This window comes from Pseudomonas halotolerans (assembly GCF_039581215.1).
GTDB classification, from domain to species: domain Bacteria; phylum Pseudomonadota; class Gammaproteobacteria; order Pseudomonadales; family Pseudomonadaceae; genus Aquipseudomonas; species Aquipseudomonas tehranensis.
The window spans coordinates 149,497-172,831 of record NZ_JBCNTJ010000012.1 but is presented as its reverse complement, the minus strand read 5'-3'; the positions used below and the strand labels follow the sequence as shown (position 1 = coordinate 172,831).

22 protein-coding genes, 1 tRNA gene and 2 pseudogenes are annotated in these 23,335 nt (G+C 59.5%); 11 read left to right on the top strand and 14 right to left on the bottom strand.

The features are described 5' to 3' along the window. Positions 1–21: 21 nt before the first annotated feature. Together AAIS01_RS17385 and AAIS01_RS17380 are read right to left on the bottom strand one after the other, a co-directional pair. A complete protein-coding gene (locus AAIS01_RS17385) occupies positions 22–303 on the bottom strand; it encodes a peptidylprolyl isomerase (RefSeq protein WP_092396109.1) in 282 nt (93 codons plus the stop codon). Between the two features lie 96 nt (positions 304–399). Then, entirely contained in the window at positions 400–1,278 is an 879-nt protein-coding gene (locus tag AAIS01_RS17380; RefSeq protein ID WP_343469933.1) for an esterase/lipase family protein, read from the bottom strand. 327 nt (positions 1,279–1,605) lie between these two features. Here AAIS01_RS17380 and AAIS01_RS17375 point away from each other — a divergent pair, with 327 nt between their 5' ends. Continuing rightward, positions 1,606–2,667, top strand: a complete 1,062-nt coding sequence (locus AAIS01_RS17375) for a hypothetical protein (RefSeq protein ID WP_343469932.1) — start codon at positions 1,606–1,608, stop codon at positions 2,665–2,667. Positions 2,668–2,698: 31 nt separating this feature from the next. Here the strand turns inward: AAIS01_RS17375 and AAIS01_RS17370 are convergent, their stop codons facing one another. Together AAIS01_RS17370 and AAIS01_RS17365 are read right to left on the bottom strand one after the other, a co-directional pair. Beyond that, positions 2,699–3,763, bottom strand: a complete 1,065-nt coding sequence (locus AAIS01_RS17370; protein ID WP_343469931.1) for a 3-deoxy-7-phosphoheptulonate synthase — start codon at positions 3,761–3,763, stop codon at positions 2,699–2,701. A 47-nt stretch (positions 3,764–3,810) separates the two neighbouring features. Continuing rightward, positions 3,811–3,963, bottom strand: coding sequence for a hypothetical protein (locus AAIS01_RS17365; RefSeq protein ID WP_214916938.1), 153 nt, complete (start codon positions 3,961–3,963; stop codon positions 3,811–3,813). Between the two features lie 459 nt (positions 3,964–4,422). Between AAIS01_RS17365 and AAIS01_RS17360 the strand changes: the two genes are divergently transcribed. From AAIS01_RS17360 to AAIS01_RS17330, 7 genes and pseudogenes are all read left to right on the top strand, one after another. Beyond that, positions 4,423–4,857, top strand: a complete 435-nt coding sequence (locus AAIS01_RS17360; RefSeq protein WP_343469930.1) for a GNAT family N-acetyltransferase — start codon at positions 4,423–4,425, stop codon at positions 4,855–4,857. 127 nt (positions 4,858–4,984) lie between these two features. Continuing rightward, complete coding sequence (gene gacA / locus AAIS01_RS17355; protein WP_024781217.1) at positions 4,985–5,626, top strand: response regulator transcription factor GacA; 642 nt, start codon at positions 4,985–4,987, stop codon at positions 5,624–5,626. A 2-nt stretch (positions 5,627–5,628) separates the two neighbouring features. Further along, on the top strand, positions 5,629–7,452 hold the full coding sequence (gene uvrC, locus AAIS01_RS17350) for an excinuclease ABC subunit UvrC (protein WP_092459228.1): 1,824 nt from the start codon (positions 5,629–5,631) through the stop codon (positions 7,450–7,452). A gap of 32 nt (positions 7,453–7,484) precedes the next feature. Further along, positions 7,485–8,045: a CDP-diacylglycerol--glycerol-3-phosphate 3-phosphatidyltransferase gene (gene pgsA, locus AAIS01_RS17345; protein ID WP_047227859.1), complete on the top strand. Its 561-nt coding sequence runs from the start codon at positions 7,485–7,487 to the stop codon at positions 8,043–8,045. A 63-nt stretch (positions 8,046–8,108) separates the two neighbouring features. Further along, positions 8,109–8,184, top strand: a tRNA-Gly gene (locus AAIS01_RS17340). Between the two features lie 256 nt (positions 8,185–8,440). Beyond that, a pseudogene (locus AAIS01_RS17335) lies at positions 8,441–8,590 on the top strand (transposase); the annotation flags it as partial. 104 nt (positions 8,591–8,694) lie between these two features. Next, positions 8,695–8,994 carry a hypothetical protein gene (locus AAIS01_RS17330; protein WP_343469928.1) on the top strand — a complete coding sequence of 100 codons (300 nt, stop codon included), beginning with the start codon at positions 8,695–8,697 and terminating at the stop codon, positions 8,992–8,994. A gap of 195 nt (positions 8,995–9,189) precedes the next feature. Here the strand turns inward: AAIS01_RS17330 and AAIS01_RS17325 are convergent, their stop codons facing one another. The 7 genes from AAIS01_RS17325 to AAIS01_RS17295 form a co-directional block, all read right to left on the bottom strand. Beyond that, positions 9,190–10,440 carry a GTP-binding protein gene (locus tag AAIS01_RS17325; protein ID WP_343469927.1) on the bottom strand — a complete coding sequence of 417 codons (1,251 nt, stop codon included), beginning with the start codon at positions 10,438–10,440 and terminating at the stop codon, positions 9,190–9,192. Continuing rightward, entirely contained in the window at positions 10,437–11,093 is a 657-nt protein-coding gene (gene nthB, locus AAIS01_RS17320) for a nitrile hydratase subunit beta (RefSeq protein ID WP_343469926.1), read from the bottom strand. Before nthB ends, AAIS01_RS17325 begins: the two co-directional genes overlap by 4 nt. Before the next feature lie 41 nt (positions 11,094–11,134). Continuing rightward, positions 11,135–11,728, bottom strand: coding sequence for a nitrile hydratase subunit alpha (gene nthA, locus AAIS01_RS17315; RefSeq protein ID WP_343469925.1), 594 nt, complete (start codon positions 11,726–11,728; stop codon positions 11,135–11,137). 77 nt (positions 11,729–11,805) lie between these two features. Next, positions 11,806–13,320 carry an amidase gene (locus AAIS01_RS17310; protein ID WP_343469924.1) on the bottom strand — a complete coding sequence of 505 codons (1,515 nt, stop codon included), beginning with the start codon at positions 13,318–13,320 and terminating at the stop codon, positions 11,806–11,808. Positions 13,321–13,471: 151 nt separating this feature from the next. Further along, positions 13,472–14,338 carry a transporter gene (locus tag AAIS01_RS17305; RefSeq protein ID WP_343469923.1) on the bottom strand — a complete coding sequence of 289 codons (867 nt, stop codon included), beginning with the start codon at positions 14,336–14,338 and terminating at the stop codon, positions 13,472–13,474. Positions 14,339–14,417: 79 nt separating this feature from the next. Next, positions 14,418–15,476 (bottom strand): aliphatic aldoxime dehydratase, encoded by a 1,059-nt coding sequence (gene oxdA, locus AAIS01_RS17300; RefSeq protein ID WP_343469922.1) that lies wholly within the window; start codon positions 15,474–15,476, stop codon positions 14,418–14,420. A gap of 24 nt (positions 15,477–15,500) precedes the next feature. Beyond that, positions 15,501–15,665: a hypothetical protein gene (locus AAIS01_RS17295; RefSeq protein ID WP_343469920.1), complete on the bottom strand. Its 165-nt coding sequence runs from the start codon at positions 15,663–15,665 to the stop codon at positions 15,501–15,503. A gap of 319 nt (positions 15,666–15,984) precedes the next feature. Between AAIS01_RS17295 and AAIS01_RS17290 the strand changes: the two genes are divergently transcribed. From AAIS01_RS17290 to AAIS01_RS17280, 3 genes are all read left to right on the top strand, one after another. Continuing rightward, positions 15,985–16,920 (top strand): AraC-like ligand-binding domain-containing protein, encoded by a 936-nt coding sequence (locus AAIS01_RS17290; protein ID WP_343469919.1) that lies wholly within the window; start codon positions 15,985–15,987, stop codon positions 16,918–16,920. Between the two features lie 466 nt (positions 16,921–17,386). Beyond that, on the top strand, positions 17,387–19,078 hold the full coding sequence (locus AAIS01_RS17285; protein ID WP_343469918.1) for an Hsp70 family protein: 1,692 nt from the start codon (positions 17,387–17,389) through the stop codon (positions 19,076–19,078). 6 nt (positions 19,079–19,084) lie between these two features. After that, the gene (locus AAIS01_RS17280) at positions 19,085–20,470 is read left to right on the top strand and encodes a J domain-containing protein (RefSeq protein WP_343469917.1); all 1,386 of its coding nucleotides are present in this window, start codon (positions 19,085–19,087) and stop codon (positions 20,468–20,470) included. 51 nt (positions 20,471–20,521) lie between these two features. On the opposite strand, the gene AAIS01_RS17275 is transcribed toward AAIS01_RS17280, so the two are convergent. From AAIS01_RS17275 to AAIS01_RS17265, 3 genes and pseudogenes are all read right to left on the bottom strand, one after another. Further along, on the bottom strand, positions 20,522–22,189 hold the full coding sequence (locus AAIS01_RS17275) for a diguanylate cyclase domain-containing protein (protein ID WP_343469916.1): 1,668 nt from the start codon (positions 22,187–22,189) through the stop codon (positions 20,522–20,524). Between the two features lie 249 nt (positions 22,190–22,438). After that, positions 22,439–22,846, bottom strand: a pseudogene (locus tag AAIS01_RS17270) (class II histone deacetylase); the annotation flags it as partial. 212 nt (positions 22,847–23,058) lie between these two features. Beyond that, positions 23,059–23,322 (bottom strand): hypothetical protein, encoded by a 264-nt coding sequence (locus AAIS01_RS17265; RefSeq protein ID WP_343469914.1) that lies wholly within the window; start codon positions 23,320–23,322, stop codon positions 23,059–23,061. Positions 23,323–23,335: the final 13 nt, after the last annotated feature.

The following is a 23,335-nucleotide window of genomic DNA, read 5'->3' as shown; positions in this document are numbered from 1 at the left end:
CGTTATGTCGATAAACCGGGATCAGTCCTGGCGGCTGGTCACTTCCAGCAGGTGATAGCCGAACTGGGTCTTGACCGGACCCTGCACCACATTGATCGGAGCGCTGAAGACCACGGTGTCGAATTCCTTGACCATCTGGCCTGGACCGAACGAACCCAGGTCGCCGCCCTGACGGCTGGACGGGCACGAGGAGTTGGTCTTGGCGACTTCAGCGAAATCGGCGCCCGCTTCGATCTGGGCCTTGAGTTCGTTGCACTTTTCTTCGCTGGAAACCAGGATGTGGCGGGCAGTGGCTTTGGCCATGGGTAAAATTCCTTTCAATAGCTTTAAAGGTGTTGAGCCTACCGGAATCACTGACCGGTTGTTGTCAAAAATGCGTCAAAACCTTGAGTCTGTCGATCAAAGGCCGGCTTTGCGCAGGCGTTCGGCGTGGCGCACGTAAAGCTCCACCGGGTCTGTACCCTTGCGGCTGCAACCGGCTGTCTGGTTGATCGCGTCCATGTGGTCCAGGGGATAGTCAGAGCGAATGACCTTGCCCAGGTGCGAGCTGAAGCGTCCCACCAGGCCGTCGTTCTGCCCGGCTTCGGTGATGAAGTACTCGGAAAAGGCCCGGCAGAAACCCTGCAGAGGGTCCATCGTATTGAATGCTCCTTTCTCGCAGTCCGGCAATGTGCCGCTCCATGAGTAGTAGCGTACCCCGTTGACCCTTTGGGCTCCGTTGCCGCCCCAGTGTTTGGGCAGGCCCTGGGGGTATTTGTCATTGAACGCGCCTACGCCTTCGGTGGTCAGCGCCGCCAGTGCTGCGATGGCCGCGTGCGGCAGTTGCGCCTCGCCGCCCAGCAACGAGATGAAGTCTGCAAAAAGCGTGGCCACTTTACTTGCCACATGCTCTGGAAGGCGCCCCGGGGTGAGGGCCTTGTACAGGAAATCAATCAGTTCGGAGCCGTGATTGGGGCCGCTGACCGAGGTCACCGAGGCCACCCTGTCGGGGGCAATGGCACCGGCGTATCGGGCGGCCAGCGCGCCCTGGCTGTGACCGATCAGGTTGACCCTGGAGGTGCCGGTTCCGCTCAGGATCCGATCGATCTGAGCCAGCAATTGCTCGCCACGCGCTTCATTGGAATGTGTTGCCGACAAATAAGGGATGAACACCCGGGCACCCGCGGCGCGTAATGCCTGTTTGATCCCGTGGAAAAGTTCGAAGCCGCCGACCCGGTCAAACCCGAACAACCCATGGACCAGCAGGATGGGAAATTGAGTGGTTGCATTCCGTTGCATGTTCGTACCTTTTTCGAAGAGGTTCGTGTTGAATTCGCGACCTCACTCTAATGCAGGCTCGCGATGGGCGGTGTAGGAAGAAACCGCAGTAACCTGTTGAAAGCGGAATAAAAGAAGTGGGAAGAGGCGGACATGAAGCAGGACGGAGCCGAACGTATCGGGAGGCTTCCGATAGCCCCCGGAGTTTGCAGCTACAGGTTTATGGGCACGAGACCACTCTTGTGGTCGTCTTATCTGACTGTAGGTTCGGGGCGGTCGAGGTTTAATGGTTTCATCGGGCGCCGTTAGGTGAAAGCGGTGCCTTCATCCAAGGACTGGAGCCCATGTATGACCACTTACCCATCTGCCTCGCGAGCCCGGCTCGCACCCCTGACGAAATTGCCGGCACCGTCTCTGGCAGCGGCCAAGGGAGGGGTGATCAACCCCGCCTGGCGCAAGACTGTCATCACGATTAAGCCTTATCCGATGATGGCATGCGGAGATGAAGTGCGGCTGTTCTGGCACGGACTCAATTCAGACACCGAACCCTACCGGCATGAAGTACGAAGGTTCATCACTGAGCGGCACGTGGGACGAGACGTCGTGTTTGTCGTGCGCGAGCCCCATATCGCCGAGCTGGATGGCGGCTCGCTGGAGATCTCCTACCAAGTGACGGGCAGACGGTTACCGGCCACGCTGGTGTCTCAGCCCCTGCAACTGGACATCGGCGATGTAGCCTTGCAGCTACCGGCAGCCGTTGCCAACGATGCGGTCGGTGGCAGTCTGGATCCGGCGCGGGTACCTGAAGGAACGCGTGTGACCATCAGGCCCTATTCCAGAATGGCCGTCGGCGATCGACTGATCCTGATAGCCAGCAAGGATTCCAAGGCCCTTTGGCGCGATGTGCTGGATATCGAAGCTCATGCCGTGGGCCGCGAGGTATCGCTCTGGATTGATCATTCGCTGATCGCCCCTCATATGGGCCATGGCCTGACCCTGACCTACACCATCAGGCGCGGACATTCAGTGCGCCGTGCCGAGCCCTTGTCGTTGCACATAGGTCCTTTGCTACGGCCGGCGCTGAAAGCGCCCCGGCTCCTGGGGTTGAGTGAGGGGGAGCTGGATATCGACGGTCTTCAGGAAGGGGTGACTGTCGTCATCGACGGTGCCGGACTCGAGGCCGGCGAACTGGTCTGGTTGCAGTGCAACGGGAACTCCTTTCATGTCTCCGAGCGCGAAATCACCGAGGCTACGGCAGGTCAATCGCTGACCTTTGTGGTGCCTGCGGCGTTCTGGAAAGAGCAGCGCGGTAGATCGGTGCGCCTGTTTTATCAGGTCGAGCGCCTGGACGACGTGAGCCAGCAGTCGCAATGGGTCACTGTTCAGGTTCGCGGCGAGACGCAAAGCTAAGCGCCCTCGCTGGGGAGGGCGCTTTCGGGATTCAGGCCAGCAACTGATGATGGGCCTGACGCAGCAAATGCTCGGTGGACGCCCAACCCAGGCAGCCATCGGTCACCGATACGCCGTAACGCAGCGACGGGCTCAACGACTGGCAACCTTCGAACAGGTGGCTTTCCAGCATCATGCCGATGAGGCAGCGGTTTCCTTGCAGGCGCTGCTCCAGGACATCGTTGAACACCTGCGGCTGACGCAGCGGGTCTTTGCTGCTGTTGGCGTGGCTGCAATCGACCATGATCCGGGCCGGTATTTTCAGGCGGGTCAGGTCATTGTGAATCTGTGCGACGCTCTGGCGGTCATAGTTCGGCCCGCGATGGCCGCCGCGCAACACCAGGTGAGTGTCGGGGTTGCCTTGGGTCTGGATGATCGCCGGATGCCCCTGGCTGTCGACGCCGAAATGCCGATGAGGATGGGCTGCCGAGCGCATGGCATCGCAGGCGATGCCCACGCCGCCGTCCGTGCCGTTCTTGAAACCGACCGGCATGCCCAGGCCGCTGGCCATCTCCCGGTGGATCTGCGATTCGGTGGTACGCGCGCCGATGGCAACCCAGCTGAGCAGGTCATCGAAGTAGTTGGCGGCCATGGGTTGCAGCAGTTCGGTGGCCACAGGCAGGCCAAGCTGGAGCATCTCGCGCATCAACTCTCGCGACAGCGTCAGGCCGGCGGCCATGTCATCGCTGCCATCCAGGCCAGGGTCGTAAGCCAGGCCTTTCCAGCCTACGGTCGTGCGGGGTTTTTCCACGTAGGCGCGCATCACCAGCAGCATGCTGTCGCTGACTTCATGGGCCAGGCGAGCGAGGTTGGCGGCGTATTCGAGGGCCGATTTCGGATCGTGGATGGAGCAGGGGCCGACAATCACCAATAGACGGGAGTCCTCGCCGTCGAGGATGGCGCGGATTGCCTGGCGATGGGCATTGACCTGTTGGCTCAGTGCCGAGCTGAGGGGCAACTGTTGCTTGAGCTGCAATGAGCTGGGTAGACGCAGGGTCAGGGCTTCATTGGCGGAGTTGAGCGTGGACAGCGGCAAAGCAGAGACGGACGAATTCATGATCTGGTTTCCTGGGCGGACAGCGGGTTCATTCCCGCGCGCCGGCCCTATTGGGGTGTTCGACAATTGGCCGTATTGGCCCGCAACTGAGGCTTGCCACCGGTAGGTGACCGATCGGAGGCGGCAGGCTGGCCCGAGCGGTGACTGGTAAATCGCCAGGCGGAAAAACTGTCGTAACGGTAATAAGTGGTGTAGTTCATGGCTCAATCCTCAAGTTTGTCGGGTGTCGCAAAAAATGTGCGGGGCTGAAAAAAACAAAACCCCCGGTCGGGAGGCCGACCGGGGGTTAGAAAACTCTGGAAGGCGACCCGTTTAAATTGGGCGCCGGTTGGGTATCAGGCGCGCCAGTGGCTAAACCAATACCCAAAATAAAAGCTGACCGGAGTCTGAACACTGTTCGCCCGGGCAGCCGCAACCGAGCGCTGGGCGCTGACGGTTTGAAGCGATGCGAGGGCGTTGAACATGGTCTGTCTCCGATGAATGGACCTGAGCTTACTCGAGCAGGGCGGGCCGGTTCAATCAGAAAATTCTATCGTGGGTATGTGATTGTTCATCCTGGCTGGAGTCCGGTGGGTTTTGTGACAAACTTTGGGCTTGCACTTTCTTTTGGCCTTGGTCGAGCCCAGTCGAAGGGGCGACAACGCTTTGACGAGGTACACATGAATTTCCAGTGGCGAGCGGCAACGGCCGAGGACATCGCTTTTGCCCGGCAACTGACGTGCGTCAACATGCTGCCCTATTACTTGCAGCACGATTTGTTATGGCAGGACGAAGCATTCGATCTGGCCTGGATCATTCGCCAGAACTGGATCATCTGCCGCGAGGGGCAAGCGCTGGGTTTTGTCAGCCTCAGTCGTGATGCGCGGGCGTTGTATATCCGGGAGCTACAGGTTGCCGAGGCGTTTCGGGGGCAGGGTGCCGGCACTTGGGCGATCGGTCAGGTTTGGGACATGGTAGCGCAGGAGCGACGCCCGGCCCTGCGCCTGACGGTTTTCAAGAACAATCCGGCCAGGGTGCTCTACGAGCGCCTGGGCTTGCGGGTGGTCGGCGAGGATGAATGTTTCCTGAGGATGGAGCGGGACGCCAGGGCTTGAGGCCGCGCAGCGTGCGCCTCTGAAAGATGCGCTGTAACTTTTATATGTCCCTTTGCGCTAGGTCTGTCGGATGGTTTTTGCTAAGGTGTTGGGCAACCCAAATAAGACCAAATCGTGAGGTGTCTGCTTGATTAGGGTGTTAGTGGTCGACGACCATGATCTCGTCCGTACGGGCATTACACGAATGCTGGCTGATATTGACGGTCTGCAGGTAGTTGGTCAGGCTGAATCCGGGGAAGAGTCCCTTATCAAGGCGCGTGAACTGAAACCCGACGTGGTACTGATGGACGTCAAGATGCCAGGCATCGGCGGTCTTGAAGCCACGCGTAAACTGCTGCGCAGCCACCCGGACATCAAGGTGGTCGCGGTGACCGTGTGTGAAGAAGATCCGTTCCCGACCCGGTTGTTGCAGGCGGGCGCTGCGGGTTATCTCACCAAGGGCGCCGGTCTGAACGAGATGGTCCAGGCCATTCGCCTGGTGTTTGCCGGTCAGCGTTACATCAGCCCGCAAATTGCCCAGCAGTTGGCAATCAAGTCGTTCCAGCCGACCAATGAGTCGCCCTTCGATGCGCTATCGGAGCGGGAAATCCAGATTGCCTTGATGATTGTCGGTTGCCAAAAGGTGCAGATCATCTCCGATAAGCTGTGCTTGTCACCTAAAACCGTCAACACCTACCGTTACCGAATCTTCGAGAAGCTGTCGATCAGCAGCGATGTCGAGTTGACGCTGCTGGCGGTGCGCCACGGCATGGTCGATGCCAGCGCCTGATAATGACTGAACTGTTTGATCCAAGTGCTTTCCTGTCCACATGCAGCGGTCGCCCAGGCGTCTACCGCATGTTCGACAGCGATGCGCGCCTGCTTTACGTCGGCAAGGCCAAGAACCTCAAGAAGCGTCTGGCCAGCTACTTTCGTAAAACCGGCCTCGCACCAAAGACCGCCGCCCTGGTGGGGCGCATCGCGCAAGTCGAAACCACCATCACCGCCAATGAAACCGAGGCCTTGCTGCTCGAGCAGACGCTGATCAAGGAATGGCGGCCGCCGTACAATATTCTGCTGCGGGACGATAAGTCCTACCCGTACGTGTTTCTGTCGGACGGGGCATTTCCGCGCCTGAGCATTCACCGCGGGGCCAAGAAGGCCAAGGGCCGGTATTTCGGTCCTTACCCCAGCGCCGGGGCGATCCGTGAAAGCCTCAGTCTGCTGCAGAAGACCTTCTTCGTTCGCCAATGCGAAGACAGCTATTACAAGAACCGTACCCGACCCTGCCTGCAATACCAGATCAAGCGCTGCAAGGCGCCGTGTGTCGGGTTTGTCGAGCCAGAGGTCTACGCCGAAGACGTGCGGCACTCGGTGATGTTTCTTGAGGGGCGTAGCAATGCCTTGACCGATGAGCTGTCAGCGGCGATGGAAGATGCGGCGGTCAACCTTGAATTCGAGCGGGCCGCCGAGCTGCGCGACCAGATCGGACTGCTGCGCCGTGTGCAAGATCAGCAGAGCATGGAAGGCGGCAGCGGCGACGTTGACGTGATCGCCGCGTTCATCAACCCGGGCGGTGCCTGCGTTCACCTGATCAGCGTGCGCGGCGGCCGGGTACTGGGCAGCAAGAACTTCTTCCCCCAGGTGGGTATCGAGGAGGACGTCGCCGAAGTCATGGCGGCGTTTTTGGGTCAGTACTACATCAGCAGCCCGGAACGCGACCTGCCTGCCGAGTTGATCGTCAATGTGGTCCACGATGACTTCCCGGCCCTGGTCGAGGCCATCGACAAGCTTCGTGGTCGTGAACTGACCATCAGTCATCGCGTGCGTGGCACCCGGGCACGCTGGCAGCAACTGGCCGTGACCAACGCCGAACAGGCCCTGGGCGCACGCTTGGCTAACCGCCAGCATGTGGCGGCACGGTTCGATGCCCTGGCCGACGTCCTCAACCTGGACGAGCCGCCGCAGCGGCTGGAGTGCTACGACATCAGCCATTCCAGTGGCGAAGCGACCGTGGCGTCTTGTGTGGTGTTTGGTCCGGAGGGGCCGATCAAGTCCGATTACCGGCGCTACAACATCGAAGGCGTGACCCCGGGCGATGACTATGCGGCGATGCATCAGGCGCTGATGCGCCGGTTCGGCAAGCTCAAGGACGGGGAGGGCAAGCTGCCGGACATCCTGCTGGTGGACGGCGGCAAAGGCCAACTGTCCATGGCCCGTGACGTATTGAATGAGCTGATGGTCCCCGACCTGATTCTGCTGGGCGTGGCCAAGGGTGCAACCCGCAAGGCCGGTTTCGAAACCTTGTACCTGAACGATGCGGCCCATGAGTTCACCCTGAAAGGGGATTCCCCGGCGTTGCACCTGATCCAGCAGATCCGTGACGAAGCTCACCGTTTTGCCATCACCGGACACCGCGCTCGCCGGGGCAAGACCCGCCGCACATCGACGCTGGAAGGGGTGGCAGGGGTCGGGCCAACGCGACGTCGCGATCTATTGAAACATTTTGGTGGATTGCAGGAGCTGTCTCGTGCCAGCATCGAAGAGATAGCCAAAGCTCCCGGTATCAGTAAAAAGCTCGCTGAGTCGATTTATGCAAGCCTGCATAGCGAGTAGAATGCCCGTCAACCTCGCAGCCAGTTGTGCCGATGAATATCCCAAATCTGATTACCGTACTCCGCGTCCTGCTCATCCCGATCTTCATTTTGTTGTTCTATTTGCCGTACCACTGGAGCTATGTAGCCTCCGCCTCGGTCTTCGCCTTCGCCGCCGCCACTGACTGGCTGGACGGTTACCTGGCCCGACGCCTGGAGCAGAGCACGCCTTTCGGCGCCTTCCTGGACCCCGTGGCCGACAAGCTGATGGTCGCAGTGGCCCTGGTGCTGCTGGTACAGGAACACGGCAACCTCTGGCTGACCTTGCCGGCGGCAGTGATCATCGGTCGCGAAATCGTCGTATCGGCACTGCGCGAATGGATGGCCGAACTGGGCGCCCGCGCTCAAGTCGCCGTCTCGAACCTTGGCAAATGGAAAACTGCCGCGCAAATGCTGGCGCTGGTGATCCTGCTGGGCAACCCGGCCAACTTCAATTTCTGGGTGTTGCTGGGCTATGCACTCCTGCTGATCTCCGCAGGCCTGACGCTGTGGTCAATGGTCCAGTACCTGCGCGCCGCCTGGCCACATCTGCGCACCGACGTAGACCCGAAATAAAACTTTTTTGAATCAAAGGGTTGACGGCGTATTCTGAGTCTATAGAATGCGCCACACCAAGACGCGGGAATAGCTCAGTTGGTAGAGCACGACCTTGCCAAGGTCGGGGTCGCGAGTTCGAGTCTCGTTTCCCGCTCCAAGATTCAGAAAAAAGCCACTCAGATGAGTGGCTTTTTTTTGTCTGTGAAATGCCAGCACGCATGTGGACAGGCTGTTTTCGGTCAGGAGATGACCTTCCGATTAATTACTCGCTCTCATAGGCTGTGAATTTTAATCCGGAGTCCCTCCTGCTCATCCGGAGCCCTGAAGTAGCTTGTGATCAAGCCGCGTAACCATTGGCGGGTGGCTGGGAAATCCAGGACCACACTTACGCTTGCCGCCAGCGCATCAGTGACCCAACTGATACTGGCCGGCCTGCTAACCATTCCTCGGTCTTGTTGAAGAGCTACATCTACGGTTATCTCAACCGCATCCAGTCGAGCCGACGTTTGGAGCTAGAGGTCCAACGCAACGTCGAGCTGATTTACCTGACCGGGCGGTTGATTGTCCGACCTTGATCCGGAGCTTGATTCACCACCATTGGCGCGCTTGAACTGCCGACGCTGGGAACGAGTCTACCTGTATCTGCTCATTGGTAAGGCACAGCGCAATGGATAAGACAATCACCGTGGATCAACTGGCTACCACTGACCTTAGATCAATCAACGAGATATGGCTCGGCGGGACTCATACCCTGTTATGTCTATGGCGTGGGGAACATGTCTTCACTCACGAAATGCTCAGCGAGGGCACCCACGATCAGAATGTCCGACGCCTGTGCTTGCAATTGGTTAGTCCTGACGATCAGGCCGCAGTGGCCAGCGTTGAGCTGATCGTGCGCGAGCGGCTGAAAAAGATGGGAAAGGAGGGTGAGTTTTATCCGGCAGAGGAGGCGGACACTCATCAATAATCGCGGAGGAAATGTGCCGCAAATGCCTGTCGCTGCGGGCCAGGCGCTCGTCCAGTTGGGTCACCTCCAACGTCAGCGCGCGGGACTGCTCGTTAAGGGCTCGCCGCTCTTGCAGCAACCGCTCGACGCCGGCCAGGATGCGGCGCAACAGCGGGTGGTTCGGCTGAAAAAAAGCATGGAACACCTCTACCTCGGTCAAATGGGATCAGCCTGCAAGGGGGGCGGCGCTGATAAGGCCCGGGCGTCAAAGGCTGTCGCCCCCGGCAGAGCCTGCCAGGCAGACGGGCCGGCGGCGATTTCCTCGGCACTCAGCAGGCAGGTGTCGAGTTCGCGCTGCAACGCGTGGGTATCCAGGTCCTGGCCGATGAAGACCAACTCTTGCCGGCAGTCGCCGACAACGCTGTCCCACTTGGCCATCAGACTCTGCAACCGGTATTCATCCCGCGGCCATTGTGACGGCTCGATGAAGTTCCACCAGCGCCCGACATAGTCCCACTGGAACTGCCTGCCGCTTTGCGCCAGCAGACCGGTTTCCAGGTGTCGGCTGGCGAGCCAGAAATAACCTTTGCTGCGCAACAGGCGCCCGTTGCTCCAGGGGCGGCTGAGAAAGTCGAGCAGGCGCTGTGGGTGAAAAGGCGCGCGTTCGCGGTATACCCAGGATGTCACGCCATAGGTGTCCGACTCGGAGGCTGCCGCGTCGGTGGCTTCCATCTGCCTCATCCAGCCCGGCGACGCCGCAAGGCTGGGTAAATCAAACAGGTGGGTACCGAGGAGGCCGGATAACTCGGTATTGCCGTGCGCCATCGGCACGATCCGCGCGGTGGGGTTAAGACCCGCGAGGATCGCATGTATGGCCTGGTAACCCGCTTCATCGAGCAGGTCCAGTTTGTTGACAAGAATGACGTTGGCGTACTCCACCTGCTCGATCAGGAGATCCGCCAGAGAGCGCTTTGGCGTGTCCAGTGCGTCGTCGCGGGCAACCGTGTCCGGTGATTCGAGCAGCGCCTGAAAACGGCTGCCATCGACCACCGTCACCAATGTATCGAGCCGTGCCAGTTCGCTGAGGCTGAAGCCCTCGGCGTCCAGGAAGGCGAACGTCTCCGCGACCGGCATCGGTTCAGAGATGCCGGTGGATTCTATGAGCAGGTAATCGAAACGCTGCTGGCGTGCCAGGGCGCTGATCTGCTCCAGCAGATCGGCGCGCAGCGTGCAGCAGATACAACCGTTGCTCATCTCGATCAACTCATCGCGACCACGGTGCAGCGACACGTCGCGCTGCACCTCGGCGGCGTCGATGTTGACGTCGCTCATGTCATTGACGATGACCGCCACACGCAGGCCTTCACGGTTGCGCAGGATATGGTTGAGCAGGGTGGTCTTGCCGGCGCCGAGGAAGCCGGAAAGCACCGTCACCGGCAGTCGGCCTGTCAGGGCGCCGTTCATCATGCGCTCACCGTGCTGTCGGCGTGGTCCAGATAGCTTTCGAACAGGTCGACCACCACGAAACCATCATCGGCCGCATCGCCCCACAGGTCTTTCACGCGAAACTCGACGTGGTAGGTCGGCTGATGTGCCGCACTCGTATCGCCATGGCCAATCGCGTCCGGGAACGGCCACTTTTCTGAGGTGCGGTGCAGGACGACGCCTTGCTTGCCGCGCACGTAGGCCGGCATGCGGATATGCCCGGCCACATACTCGTCTCGCACCACCACTCGGTCGCCCACCTCAAAGGGCGCGCGGCCGGTGATCGCCGGGCGTCCGTTGGAATGCGCGGGGTTTGCCAGCTTGAAGTGTGAACCCAAGGCCTGATCGAGCTCGGCCTGGGTGATCACGCCTGTTTCAACCAGCAGGGTGGCGGTGGCGATGACATAGCGTTCGTAGTACTGGGTGCCGACATGTTGGCGAACGTCCAGACGTTCGACGGCGTGGCGCACTTCGTCCACGCTGAACTTCTTCAAGTGATCGGCACCGATGAACATCAAGCTGTAGGCCAGGTGCTCCCAGTCCTGCTTGAATACGGGTTGGTAGCTCAGGCTATTGATGGTGTGAGGGACTTTGCCAAAGCCTTGGAAACCGCCGAGATCGTGAAAGCCATCCATAATGAAAACTCCGGGAATTGAACAATGATGAGTTGTCTTGCTCAGTCGACTTGGGGCAGGGCGACGCCAATCAGCACGTCTTTGGTCACCAGTTTCTGAAGCTGCTCTTCATTCATGTGCTCGGAGCCTTCAGGCCTTACCGGCAGCACCAGGTAACGGGTTTCGGCGCTGGTGTCCCAGACCTTGACCACCACGTCGCCCGGCAACTCCGTCCCCAGTTCGCGTAGCACGGTGCGTCCTTCCCGGACCAGACGCGCACGGAACTCGAAGCCCTTGTACCACTCGGGCGGCAGGCCCAGGACAGGCCAGTTGGTGCACGAGCACAGGCTGCAGACAATGACGTTCTTGACCCTGGGCGTGTCTTCCAGTGCGACGATGTACTCGCCCTGCGGGCCGGTATAGCCGAACTGGGCGCACGCGGTGGTGCCATCCTTGAGCAACAGTGCCCGGAACTGCGGATCGACCCAGGCCTTGGCCACCACCCTGGCACCATTCTGTGGGCTCCATTCGTGCGCCATCAGTTGCGTCATGTGTTCGATGTAGCCCTCGGGGATCAGGTTCTTTTGCTTGAGCACCTGGAATAACGCCTGTGCGCGTTCGCCCGGGGTTGATGTGGTTTTTTCATAGGGGGTCATCAGTTGATTCCTCATCGTTGAGCTTCGAAGCAGCGCCTGGCGGCTTTATTGTTTTTGCGCTGTACGGGACGAGCCGGCTAGGCGTTTCTCCAGTCGACAGCCGCTTCGAACGCGGCGGCAGCCTGGTAAATCGTGCCTTCGGCATAGTGTTTGCCCACGAGCATGAGCCCGACCGGTAGCCCCTCCACCAGGCCACAGGGAATCGACATGGCCGGATGACCGGTAATGTCCTGGGCAGAGGCGTTGCCGATCATTTCCAGGGCTCGCGCCACGTAATCGGTGATCGAACAACCCGGTTCCGGGTGGGGCTGGGCAATGATCGGCACGGTCGGCATCACCAGCAGGTCATAGCGTGCCAAGGCCGCGTCATAACCGGCGCGTGCCAGCCGCCTGAGGTTTTGCGCTTTGGCGTAAAAACGCCCGTTGTAGCGCTCGACGCCGTATTGGCCGACGAACATGCACAGTTTCAGGGAGGCGGACAGGTCATCCGCCTGCTCGCGCCATCCGGCTTGCTTGTCCAGCAACGCGAGGTCATACAGCCCTTTCCTGTTAAAACCGGCCCCGTTGCCGTGCATCATCTGCATGGTCAAACCTTCACAACCGATCGGGTGCCACAGGGAACCCGCGATGGTGTGTTCGGCAACGGACACGTCCTCCACCTGTGCGCCCAGCCGCGCAAACTGGGCGATGGCATTGCGCACCGAGGCGGCGACACGCGGGTCCTGGTTGGCCAGTTCAAAGCCTTCGCGCAGGACGCCGATCCTGAGCCCTTCCACCCCACGGTCCAGATAGTCGCTGTACGTGTCGACCTGCGGCGCGGCTTGGCGCGGATCGAGGCCGTCGGCGCCGGCCATGACCTCCAGCATTAATGCGTTGTCGCGCACCGTGGCGGTGATGGGGCCGGCATGGTCAATGGTTGCTTCGATGGCCATGATGCCGGTGTAAGGCACCAGGCCGTGGGTCGGTTTCATCCCGTAGGTGCCGCAGAATGCTGAAGGGATCCGGATGGAGCCGCCTTGATCTCCGCCCACCGCCAGGTCGACCTCGCCCGCGGCAACCAGCGCCGCGCTGCCGGAGGACGAGCCACCCGAGGCAAAGCCGTGGCGGTAGGGGTTGTGCACCGGCGCCGGATCGGACGTGTGGCTGCCGCCGGACAAGCAATAATGCTCACAGGTGGCTTTGCCGAGGATGGTTGCGCCCGCATCCAGCAAGCGGGTGACAACGGTGGCGTCGAACGAGGGGACAAAGCCCTCCAGCGGCTTGGCGCCGTTCATCATGGGGACGCCGGCCAGAGAGATATTGTCCTTGAGCGCAACCGTTTTGCCCGCCAGTTTGCCTTCGCGGGCACCGCTGACTTCAGTGCGGTAATACCAGGCGTTGAGCGGGTTGTGCGCCGCCGAGGGGCGATAGCCCGCACTGCGTTCGTAACGCGTGGGCGGGATGAAGTCGGGCAGTTCGTCAATCAGGTCATAGGCGTCGAAGCTCGCCTGCATAAGGGTCAGGTATTCACTGGCTTGCTCGGGGCTGAGCCGCATATGCAGGCGACTCGTAATGTCCAGTAGCTGCTCAAGGGTGGGGCGAACGATTGCCATGGAGGGCAGTCCTTATCGTAAGTGGCCTGGCGCTCAAGATAATCCGCGCCTGCGGGCAGAGGCTTGGTTGAAACGGACAACGACTTGGCTGGGCCGGACACCCCGGCGCAGCGCGCGCGAGGGGCCGCCGGTCGCTGGTTGCAAGAGTGACTTAAAACACGCGCGCATAGCGCAGGTTCAGCCGGAAGTCCTCCCTGGCGCCGTTGTCCACCGACAGATCCTTGCCCAATTGCAGCTGGATCTGATCCTGGGGGGTGACGAACTTGGTGGTCGTAAGGCGCACGTTGGTGGTGCCCAATTCGTTATCCTGGTTGACGTGCTCGACGTTGGTCTCACCGCCCCAGGTTCGCCCGAAGCCGATCCCGAACGTAGTGGTGGCGTCAGGCATATAGCGCCCCATCACCTGTGCTGCGTAGGAAACGTCCTGTTCGAGCCGGTCGGCATTGGCACCGTAATCGGTGTTATCGCCATACCAGGTCGCGCCACCCACCACGTCCATCGCCCAGTGTTCCGTGAAGTGCTTGACGTAGGCACTTTGCAGTTCGAATTTCCAGCGGTTCTCACCGATGTTGAGCGCGTCATCTTTGTCGTAGGTGCCCGTGGGGACAAATACATAAGGGGCGATACTGAGGGTGTCGCGAGCATCGTTGAACCGCCACTTCACCGGTGCGGTCAGGATCAAGTCGCCAATCCCGCGCGTACTGCCCAGCGCCGATGCGTCACCGTCGCTGGAGACGTGCCCGAAGGGCAACAGGAACTGGGGGTCGATGGTGACGGTGTCGCTCAACGCATACACATGCAGCAGACGCAGGATGCCGACGTCCGAAGTCAGCCTGAAATCCGAGCTCACCTTATGTCCGTTGGCGTAGGTCGAGTCGGTGGTGGAGTGTTGGTAATAGATCGCACCGATGGTGGCGCCCACGGGGTATTGCTCATAGTCGCCGGGGGCGACCTCAACGGCATGTGCCTGGAGCACGGGTAATACCGTGGTGAGTGTCAGCAGACGGATCTTGTTCATGGTTTGTTCCTCGCAAAGGGATGCCTTGCCACCTGATAAGGTGGCAGCCATTGAAAGTGCACGTTTAGCGTGGAGACGCTCAGGCGGTTGCCGATTGCGCGTCCCGCAGCATCCCTGTGTGCGGATGGCAGTTGATGTATTCGAATAGCTGGCTCTTGGCGTCCGATACCGACACTTCGTGGTACAGCCGTAACTTTTTCAAACCGGCGGCCACGCGGAAGAACGTCACGAAAATACGCAGGTGGGTAGGGTGCGACTCGGCCCAGCGTTCGAGTTTCTCCACCGAACGCCAGTGACCGATGTTGTAGCTGACGTCGAGAAAGTTACCGTCCAGGTCGATATTGCGTACGAACCGGTTGCTGTAGCAGCCCAAGGGTTGGCCGTTGTCACGCAGGAAGTCCATGCCGTCCTGCAGGGTCGGCAAGATTTCGTCGAGGTACAGCGAGCGTTCGTCCGCCTCGGCATCCGCCCAGTCCTGGCCTGAGCGAATCAGTGTGAGGTTGTCATGCCCCATGACCACGACACGCCCACCCTTGGCCGGGTCCCCCGCGACCACTTGCAGCTCGGTCGTGGGCTTCATCCAGTCTGTCTGGGAGATTGGGAAGCGGTCGCGCATTGAGCCCCAGTAACCGTGCTCCTCGATTTCACCACTGGTTGCATCCATGATCGCGCCGACACCGGGCAGGTTGTCCTGGAAGGCGTACAGCGTCTCGAACTGCTCGGCGCGCGGTGCGCTGATTTCGCGGAAATAGCCCAGGCCGTCACGGAGGCGATCCTTTGAGGCCCACCAGTCGTTCACCGGCGCCGAGCGCAGCCAGCGGCAATGGGCGCCAGGGTCTTTCCAGTAGCCGACGACAATCAGATTGTCGAAGCCGCTGCTGTCGGTGTGGTGGGTCAAATCATGGGTCTGCGGGCCATCGGCCAGGCTGAAACTGCCGACGATATGACGCATGGCCTGCAGCGCGGCCTCGCGCTGGGCCTCGCCCCGATATTGCACGCCGAGGTAAGCCATCACCACCTGTTCCAACTGCTCGTCAGCGCGGGCGACCCACATCGGGAACGGTGGTTGATACTCGTCGGGCACCCGGCGGGACAGGGTGCGTGGGCATTTGAGATGGGTGTCGATTGCGGATTCCATAGTGAGCTCCTCGTTATTTGTTGTTCAGGCCTGCGGGTGGGCGTCAGCGCTCCAGCGCTTGGCTGCGCGCTGCAGCAACTGCATGGCTCCCCACTCAATCAACCAGTAAATCGACTCTTCGGGCACCAGGTCGCGTACCTGCAGAAGCCAGGAGGAATCAGCCAATCGTTGTGCGTATCGTCGTTGCATGGCGTGCCTCATCAGCGGGGGGCATGAGCTGCTGTGAGGAGGAAATTAGGCGGGACGGCGAGCGACCGCTTGGTTCGTCGAGACAACCGTTTGGTTGGAAAAGACACGCTGGAACTGATGGTCCATCCGTGACCGGCGTTGGTGCGCCGGTGCCTATAAATGGGCATGACGAGGGCGCCACTTGCCACCCCGACTCGCGTTCAACCAGGCTGAGCGTCTGAATACGACGGGAATGCGTTTGGCCTATTAATTGCTAAACGTGACAAGCCAGTTACACCTTCTCGCGCTGTTACTACATCGCTGTACCGAGGTCCGTGCCATGAACCCAAGCACTCAGTATTCGACCCTTGCCGTTCCTGCACCACGTCGCTTTGATTACTGGAAAGAAGTGGTCTGCCGCCATTGCCTGGCGGCCGATAGCAAACCCTTGTCCCAGAGCAGTTTTGACGGCGCGCTCGCGGTCAATACCGTCGGCGATCTGGACCTTTGTTCGCTGTCCTCGCCACTGCATTATTGGGAGCGTTCCGAGCGGCACCTGCGCAGCGGTCCAGCCGAAGATTTGTGGTTGGGCTTCGCCCGAAATGGCCATGGCCAAATTGAACAAGGCTCAAGAAAAGCCAACCTGGCAGCGGGGAATTTGTTTCTTTATGACGCAACCCAAGCGTTTCGATTCAGCTTCGGTGGTACCGAAAATCACCTGGTGCGTATTCCGCGAGCGTTGCTGACCGAGCGTCTGCCGCGTATTGCGGAGTACACCGCGATGGTTCTCGACGACCGCCGCCCTGGCGTCATTCCCTTGCGTGAAATGCTGCGTCAGGCCGCGAGCACGCCGGCGTCGTTGCAGGATGAGCACATCGCCAAGCGTTATTCGGCGGCCTTGCTTGACCTGCTGGTGATCAGCCTGGAACTCCAGGACCTGAACACCACTCACCAGGAACTGGACCTGTACGGCCGCATCATGAAGTACATCCAACGGCATTTGACCGAACCGGACCTGTCGATTGAAGTCATCGCCCAGGCTCACAATGTGTCCACCCGCACCGTCACGCGCGCGTTCGCCCGGTACCAGAAGACCCCCGTGGCAGAGATCTGGAAAGAGCGCCTGAATGCCAGCCGTGAAGCGATTGAGCGCGGTCAGGTGCGCAGTGTGTCCCAGGCGGCGCTGGACTTCGGCTTTTCTGACTTCTCCCACTTCAGCCATGCGTTTCGCAAGGCGTTTGGTGTTGCGCCGAATACGCTTTTGCGCCGCGATTGAGGCGTTTGCTGTTCAACAGCGGCTATCGGTGGATCATTCGTAAATTCGGCTAGCCTGACGGATGTTGCGGTAGGTGGATCTACGAGCAATGGCGCAGTGGTGGAGGCGTTGCGACAGATTTACATAGTCAACATTTCGATCAGTACAGATTGACCGTTCCCTGAGACGCTGGTTTGCAAACTGGCGTGAGTGGATGAGGTGATGGCGGCGAAGAGTTAGTGTAAATTCGTCGCGATTTTGGCGATAGCTCGCAACGCTGTGAGGATTAGCGTCTGGTATCGCTGGCGTGTTTGACTGATGTTGGCAATTTTCTCCGATCCCGCAAAAGGTAATGCGGACGGGTTAAAGCCGCCATCAGCTCTGCCGATAATCCCGACCGTGAATCCGCAACCTTGTCCAGTGTGATGACTGGGTCTTCGACCAAGGTCCGCTATTGGCCGGTCGCCTCATTTAAGGAAAAGTGACTGTGATCATAGGTATCGACCTGGGCACTACCAACAGCCTAGTGGCTGCTTGGGATGGCGAACGCGCCAGGCTACTCCCCAATGCCTTGGGCAATCTTCTCACGCCAAGCATCGTTGGCCTCGACGACCACGGCCAACTGATCGCCGGGGAAATTGCCCGCGAACGGCTGCATACCCACCCGCACCTCACCACGTCTCTATTCAAGCGTTACATGGGCAGCTCCCGTGAAACGATGCTGAGCGGGCGCGCTTACCGTGCGGAAGAACTCTCGGCGATGTTGCTACGCAGCCTCAAGGCCGATGCCGAACGTGCACTAGGCGAACCTGTTCACGAAGCGGTGATCAGCGTACCTGCTTATTTCAGCGACGCGCAGCGCAAGGCTACCCGTATTGCTGGTGAGTTGGCCGGACTGAAGATCGGAAAGCTTATCAACGAACCTACTGCCGCAGCCTTGGCCTATGGCCTTCAAGAGCGAAAGGAAACGACCTTCCTGGTGTTCGATCTCGGTGGTGGCACCTTTGATGTGTCCATCTTGGAGCTGTTCGAGGGCGTCATGGAAGTGCGCGCCAGCGCGGGGGACAACTTTCTTGGGGGTGAAGATTTCGATGACCGGCTCGTGGAGCACTTCATCGCCAAAATCGGTGCCGCTGATCTCCCCGACATAACCCTCCCCGCCATAGCACAGCGGTTGCGGCGTGAGGCTCAGCGTGTTCGTCATGCATTGGGGCAAGCGCAAGTCGCCCACTTTATCCTTCGCGAGCAAACGCGGGAGTGGAGTCTGAAACTGACCCAGAGCGATCTGGCGGACATCGTCCAGCCTTTGTTGGACCGCCTGCGCACGCCGATCGAACGCGCGCTGCGCGATGCCCGGATCAAGGTCGCGGATCTGGACGAAATATTGTTGGTGGGCGGCACCACGCGCATGCCGCTGGTGCGTAAGTTGGTCGCGGCTCTCTTCGGGCGAATTCCGGCAATGCAGCTCAACCCGGACGAGGTTGTTGCGCAGGGAGCGGCCATCCAGGCGGCGCTACAGGCGCGCCATGCTTCCCTGGAGGAAGTGGTTCTTACCGATGTATGCCCCTATACCTTGGGGATCGAGACCGTAGTACAGCTAGGTACCGATTACCAAAGCGGTCACTACCTGCCAATCATCGAGCGCAACACTGTGGTGCCCGTGAGCCGTTCCCGTGACGTGTCGACCGTCAGCGATAACCAGAAGGTGGTCAGGCTGTGTATCTACCAGGGCGAAAGCCGGTTGGTGGCCAACAACATTTTCCTCGGTGAACTGGAAATTCCCGTACCACCGCGCAAGGCCGGCGAGGTCACGCTGGACGTACGCTTCACCTACGACAATAACGGTTTGCTCGAAGCCCAGGTGCATTCGCCCATCAATGGCGAAACCCGCCGGCTGGTTATCGAGAACAATCCTGGCGTACTGGCTCCCGAAGAAGTCGCGCAACGGCTGGCCGCCCTCGAAGCGCTGAAAGTGCACCCGCGCGACCAGCAGATCAATACCCTGCTGCTGGCTCGATTGGACCGCCTTTATCAAGAAAGCCTCGGCGACGGCCGGTCGTACATTGCCGGGCTGGCGAACCATTTTCAGCAAATGCTCGACACTCAGGATGAACACCGGATCCGTAAAGCCCGTGTCGATATTACCCAGCGCCTTGCTCATTTCGAGCAAGAGGGTTAAGCCGCCATGAGTCATTGGCAAGTGCTGGGCCTCACCCCGGACGCGGACGAACGCAGCATCAAGCGCGCCTATGCACGGTTGCTCAAAATCCACCGTCCAGACGAAAACCCCAATGAGTTCCAGCGCCTTCGTGAAGCCTATGAAGCCTCGTTGGCTGAGGCGCGCTGGCGTGCGCAGGCCGGAGGGAAAGTTGTTTACGCCCCGTCAGCCTTAAGCGCGTCACCCGCCGAGCGCTACCCGCCGGCGGAAGATCCCACGCTGGTCATCCTCAGAGAGCGCGTCGACATTCCAACGACCGTCAGCCCACCGGAACCGTCCCTGAGTCAGATGCAGCAGTGGTTGGCTGAGGGCAAAGACCGTCAAGTAATGGATGCGCTACGCCTTTGGCTGGCGAGCGATTGGCTATTGTCGTTCGAGCGCCGGCAGCAGTTCGAGCAGAGTATTTTGGATTGGCTCGAATCCGCAGAGGGATGGTCGCCAACCTTCTTCGATGGGGTGTGCCAGGTCATGGGCTGGGACGAAACCCAGGGCAACCTGCCATGCGAGTACGGGCGCTGGGATCGCCTGATCCGGCGATGCGAGGCACACGCCTTGGCAGAGACCGTACTCAGCGATTTGGCCAGGTTCGACGACGATAAGATGCACGGGCAGGCGGCCGCTATGCTGTTCAAACCCATGACTGACCGCCGCCGTCGTGAAATGGCTGACGGCTTTAGCGGCCTCGACTGGCAACGTTTTGCAGAGCTCGCGCAAGCCATCGAATATCAATATCCTGAATTGCCCCAGCGCCTTGGGTTGCAACCACTCGACAACTGGCGGGAGTGGTTACCACCCACGAGCTATGGAAGAGTCTACCTTTTTCTATGGGTGGCGCTGTCTGCCGTGCTTATCGTTTCGGTGTTCTTCGGACCGATGAAGAAAGATGGGGTGGGCGTGCTGTTGTTAATGCCGCTGATGATGATGTTCGTGAACTGGATCGGCATGAAGGCATACCATGTTTGGGCTAGGGTGGCTGTGGTAGCGGGGCGTTTGGATGTGCTGATCAGTCGATTGTTACTACCGCGGCGCTGGTACCGACAAGGCGCCGGGCTCTTGTTGCTCCGCCACGTACTCCCCAGTGCAGTGCCCGCAGCCCTGGCATGCGCATGGTCCAGTGATGTCCTGTGGCTGCGTTGGGTAAGCCCAGTGGTGGTGTTCCTCGGTACGATCTACTTCACGAATGACGCACTGAGCGGCGGCAAGGCTTCAATGTGGGCTCGAGCATTACGAGCGCTAAGACTGAGGGTCGGGCAGTTACCTTGGCACCTGTTGAAACGCGAAGGCCTGTTGGCTGTGATTGCAGTGGCAGTGATGGCTGCTACAGTCTATTTCCGTATGAGCGCTGTTGTTTAGGGCGGCACGCGCTGTCTCGTCCTGAATAAGGTTTACACCTTCTGACCTATCTTAGTCCTTCACTGACTCAGTCTCGCTGACCAAGTTATTTGTAAGTTCTGTGGGTTCATGAAATTGCGCTTGGGATTTGCCGGCCCGCTTAGCTCCGTATAGCGCTTCATCGGCCTTACCCAGCGCGTCAGTAAAGTCGCCCTCTGTCCACAGTGCGCCTCCGATGCTACAGCCTACCCTGATTACCTCGCCTGCAAGCAGGACCGGCTCTGCGAGCTTTGTAATGATGCGTTGAGCAGCGCTCTGCACGTTTGCCAATGATTCGCCCGCCCTCAACCGCAGCAGCAGGACGAACTCGTCACCGCCGTGGCGTACCGCAATGTCACCGTCGCGCACGGTTGTTGAAAGACGTTGGCCAACGGCATGAAGCAGGGCATCCCCAACAGCATGTCCAAAACAATCGTTCACTGGCTTGAAGCCATCCAGGTCCAGGCATAACACGCCAAAAGCAGGCTGCTGACCGGGCTCATTTTCTATATTCTTGACGTAGTTTTCCAACGCGGCGCGATTCGGCAAACCTGTCACCGTATCGCGATAGGCTACCCCCTTGATGAGAGCCAATTGCCCCTTCTTTTGCGTCAGGCTTTCAACCAAGTGTCGAATGACCATGCTCAGCTTTTCTACTTCAATACTGCCTTTCACCAGCGGAATGTCCACATCGGCCCCTTCGGAGAGAAGCGTGGCAGCCTCAGCTATTCGGTTTAGTGGTCCAGTGATGACGCCCGCCACGAACCATCCAAGCACAGCAAAAGCGATCGACAACATGCTCCCCCAAAGCAGTATTTCCGCGCGCAGTCCATTGGCCTCTGCAAAGGCGACTTCTGCCGGCTGACGTGTCACAACGGACCAGCCCAAACCAGGGTAACCATCAATTCCTTTGCTTTCAGCAGCGCCCACTACATAGGTTTTTCCATCCTCCCATTGGCTCACCGACCATCGGGTCTCACTGTTATGAGCAATGCCGGCCTCATTAGGTTTGCCGATAAGGTGCTTGGGGCCGAGCAAGACCGTGCCGTCTTTGCTGATGACCAAAAACTCCAAACCGGGAAGGCTGTTTTTCAAAGGCTCGAACATGGTTCGGCCTATTTCTGCGGCCCATTGCCACGAGAGGTGAGTGGCCAGTACGCCGATAAAATGTCCGGCTTTATCTTGTACCGGCATGCTGATATCGACGAATTTCATTGCTTCCCCCGAAGGGTTGGGCAAAAGCTTGGCGAGCATTACGGCTTCGTGCACGTCCCCAACAAACGTTTTGTCCTGCCCCTCCATGAAGACTGGCCGATGCGCGATGCTGACGCCTTCAAGCAAACGACCGGTCGAAGCAACGACCGTTCCTTGAGCGTCAGTGAGTCCAATCCATGAATAGCTCGGGAATTGGGCGTTGAGGTCGTTGAGCAGACTTCTTGCTTCACCTACGTTGGCAGGGTTGCGCAGTGCCTCCAGCGCACTCAGGACGCTGAGTTCCTTGGAGCGGCTGTGCATGTCACGATCAAGGCGGTCAATCATCGAGGCGGCATATTCAACGAGCTGATGTCCCGTCTGTTCTTTATGCCGGGAAATGGCGGAGGCGCCAATGACACTACCGAAAATGCAAGTGAGGACTAGCACGGCGAGGGCAACTACAATCGCGAATTTTGCCCGTAGGCTTTTAAAGGGAAGGAGCTGCATGATAAGTCGGTCCGGTAGATTAAACGCCGACGATCCCTGGCATCCTTGTGAGGTTATCGGCCAGCGTCATCCTCGCTTTAGCCGCTACGGAGTGGCGCCTCCCTCGCATGGATCCGAGACTTGACGATCCATTCTCCGCAGACAGATTCAGACGCCGTAGCGCTTGTTACCCAATGAGGTAATGACATATCGACCGCCTCTTGGCCCATGCAGGCTCTTGCGAAAGAACAAGGGCATGCAGAACCCTCTTCAGTTAAGGACGAGGAGGCTGCGCGCAGCTTTGGACTGGAAGGCGACGTAGCAATTAGATCCGCTGCAAAGGCCTTTGGCCCAAAGCCATTCCAGCATGGGGTCGCTGACTGTCGTTCTAATACCGGACAGTGCCTCCAATGCCGCCAACCCACAAAACGGCACATAGGCTTCGCTGTAGCCTCCTTCATGCACCAGAACCAGCCGGCCTTGGCACATACGCTCGGCGGCCTGGCGCAGCAGGCGGGTCATCATGCGGAACGAGTCACTGTGCAGCAGCATGCGTGCCAGCGGGTCGACGGCGTTGGCGTCATAGCCGCAGGCTACGATGACCAACTCAGGCTCGAAACGCTCCAGTGCCGGAATCACAATCTGCTGCATGGCATACAGGTACGCTTCGTGACCGCTGAGGCAGGTTTGGGGATCAACATTGTTATGAGCGATTGCTATCCTACAGATGTAGGATGAATTTCTTCGCTGTAAAGCCTTTCACCGCTGTCACCCCATCGTGCGTTCGCTCAATACTCGGGTCAGCTGTCGAGTAATGACAAGGCCCCTGAAGGGGCCCTTTTACGGCAACATGAATCGCCAGCTTTCAGTGATCTCCCGGCCAAGCCGCTTCAGTCTGGAGACCCTGGGCACTCCGGGGCGAAGTGTTTCCACCAGTCGGGACGGTCAGCCTGTTGCTGATAGGTCTGCACCTGATCGGCCGTGCTGCCCAGCAGTTGTTCCACGCTCAGGCCGCGCCGGCTGACATAGTCGTCCAGTTCCTGCACGGCGCGTGAGAGTACCGGGTAACCGCCGGCGAATACCGCCGACGTCATCTCGGTGGCGCAGGCCCCCGCCAGTAGAAAACGCGAAGGAGAGCCCCTGATCCCCTCCATTTAATTTGAGTGA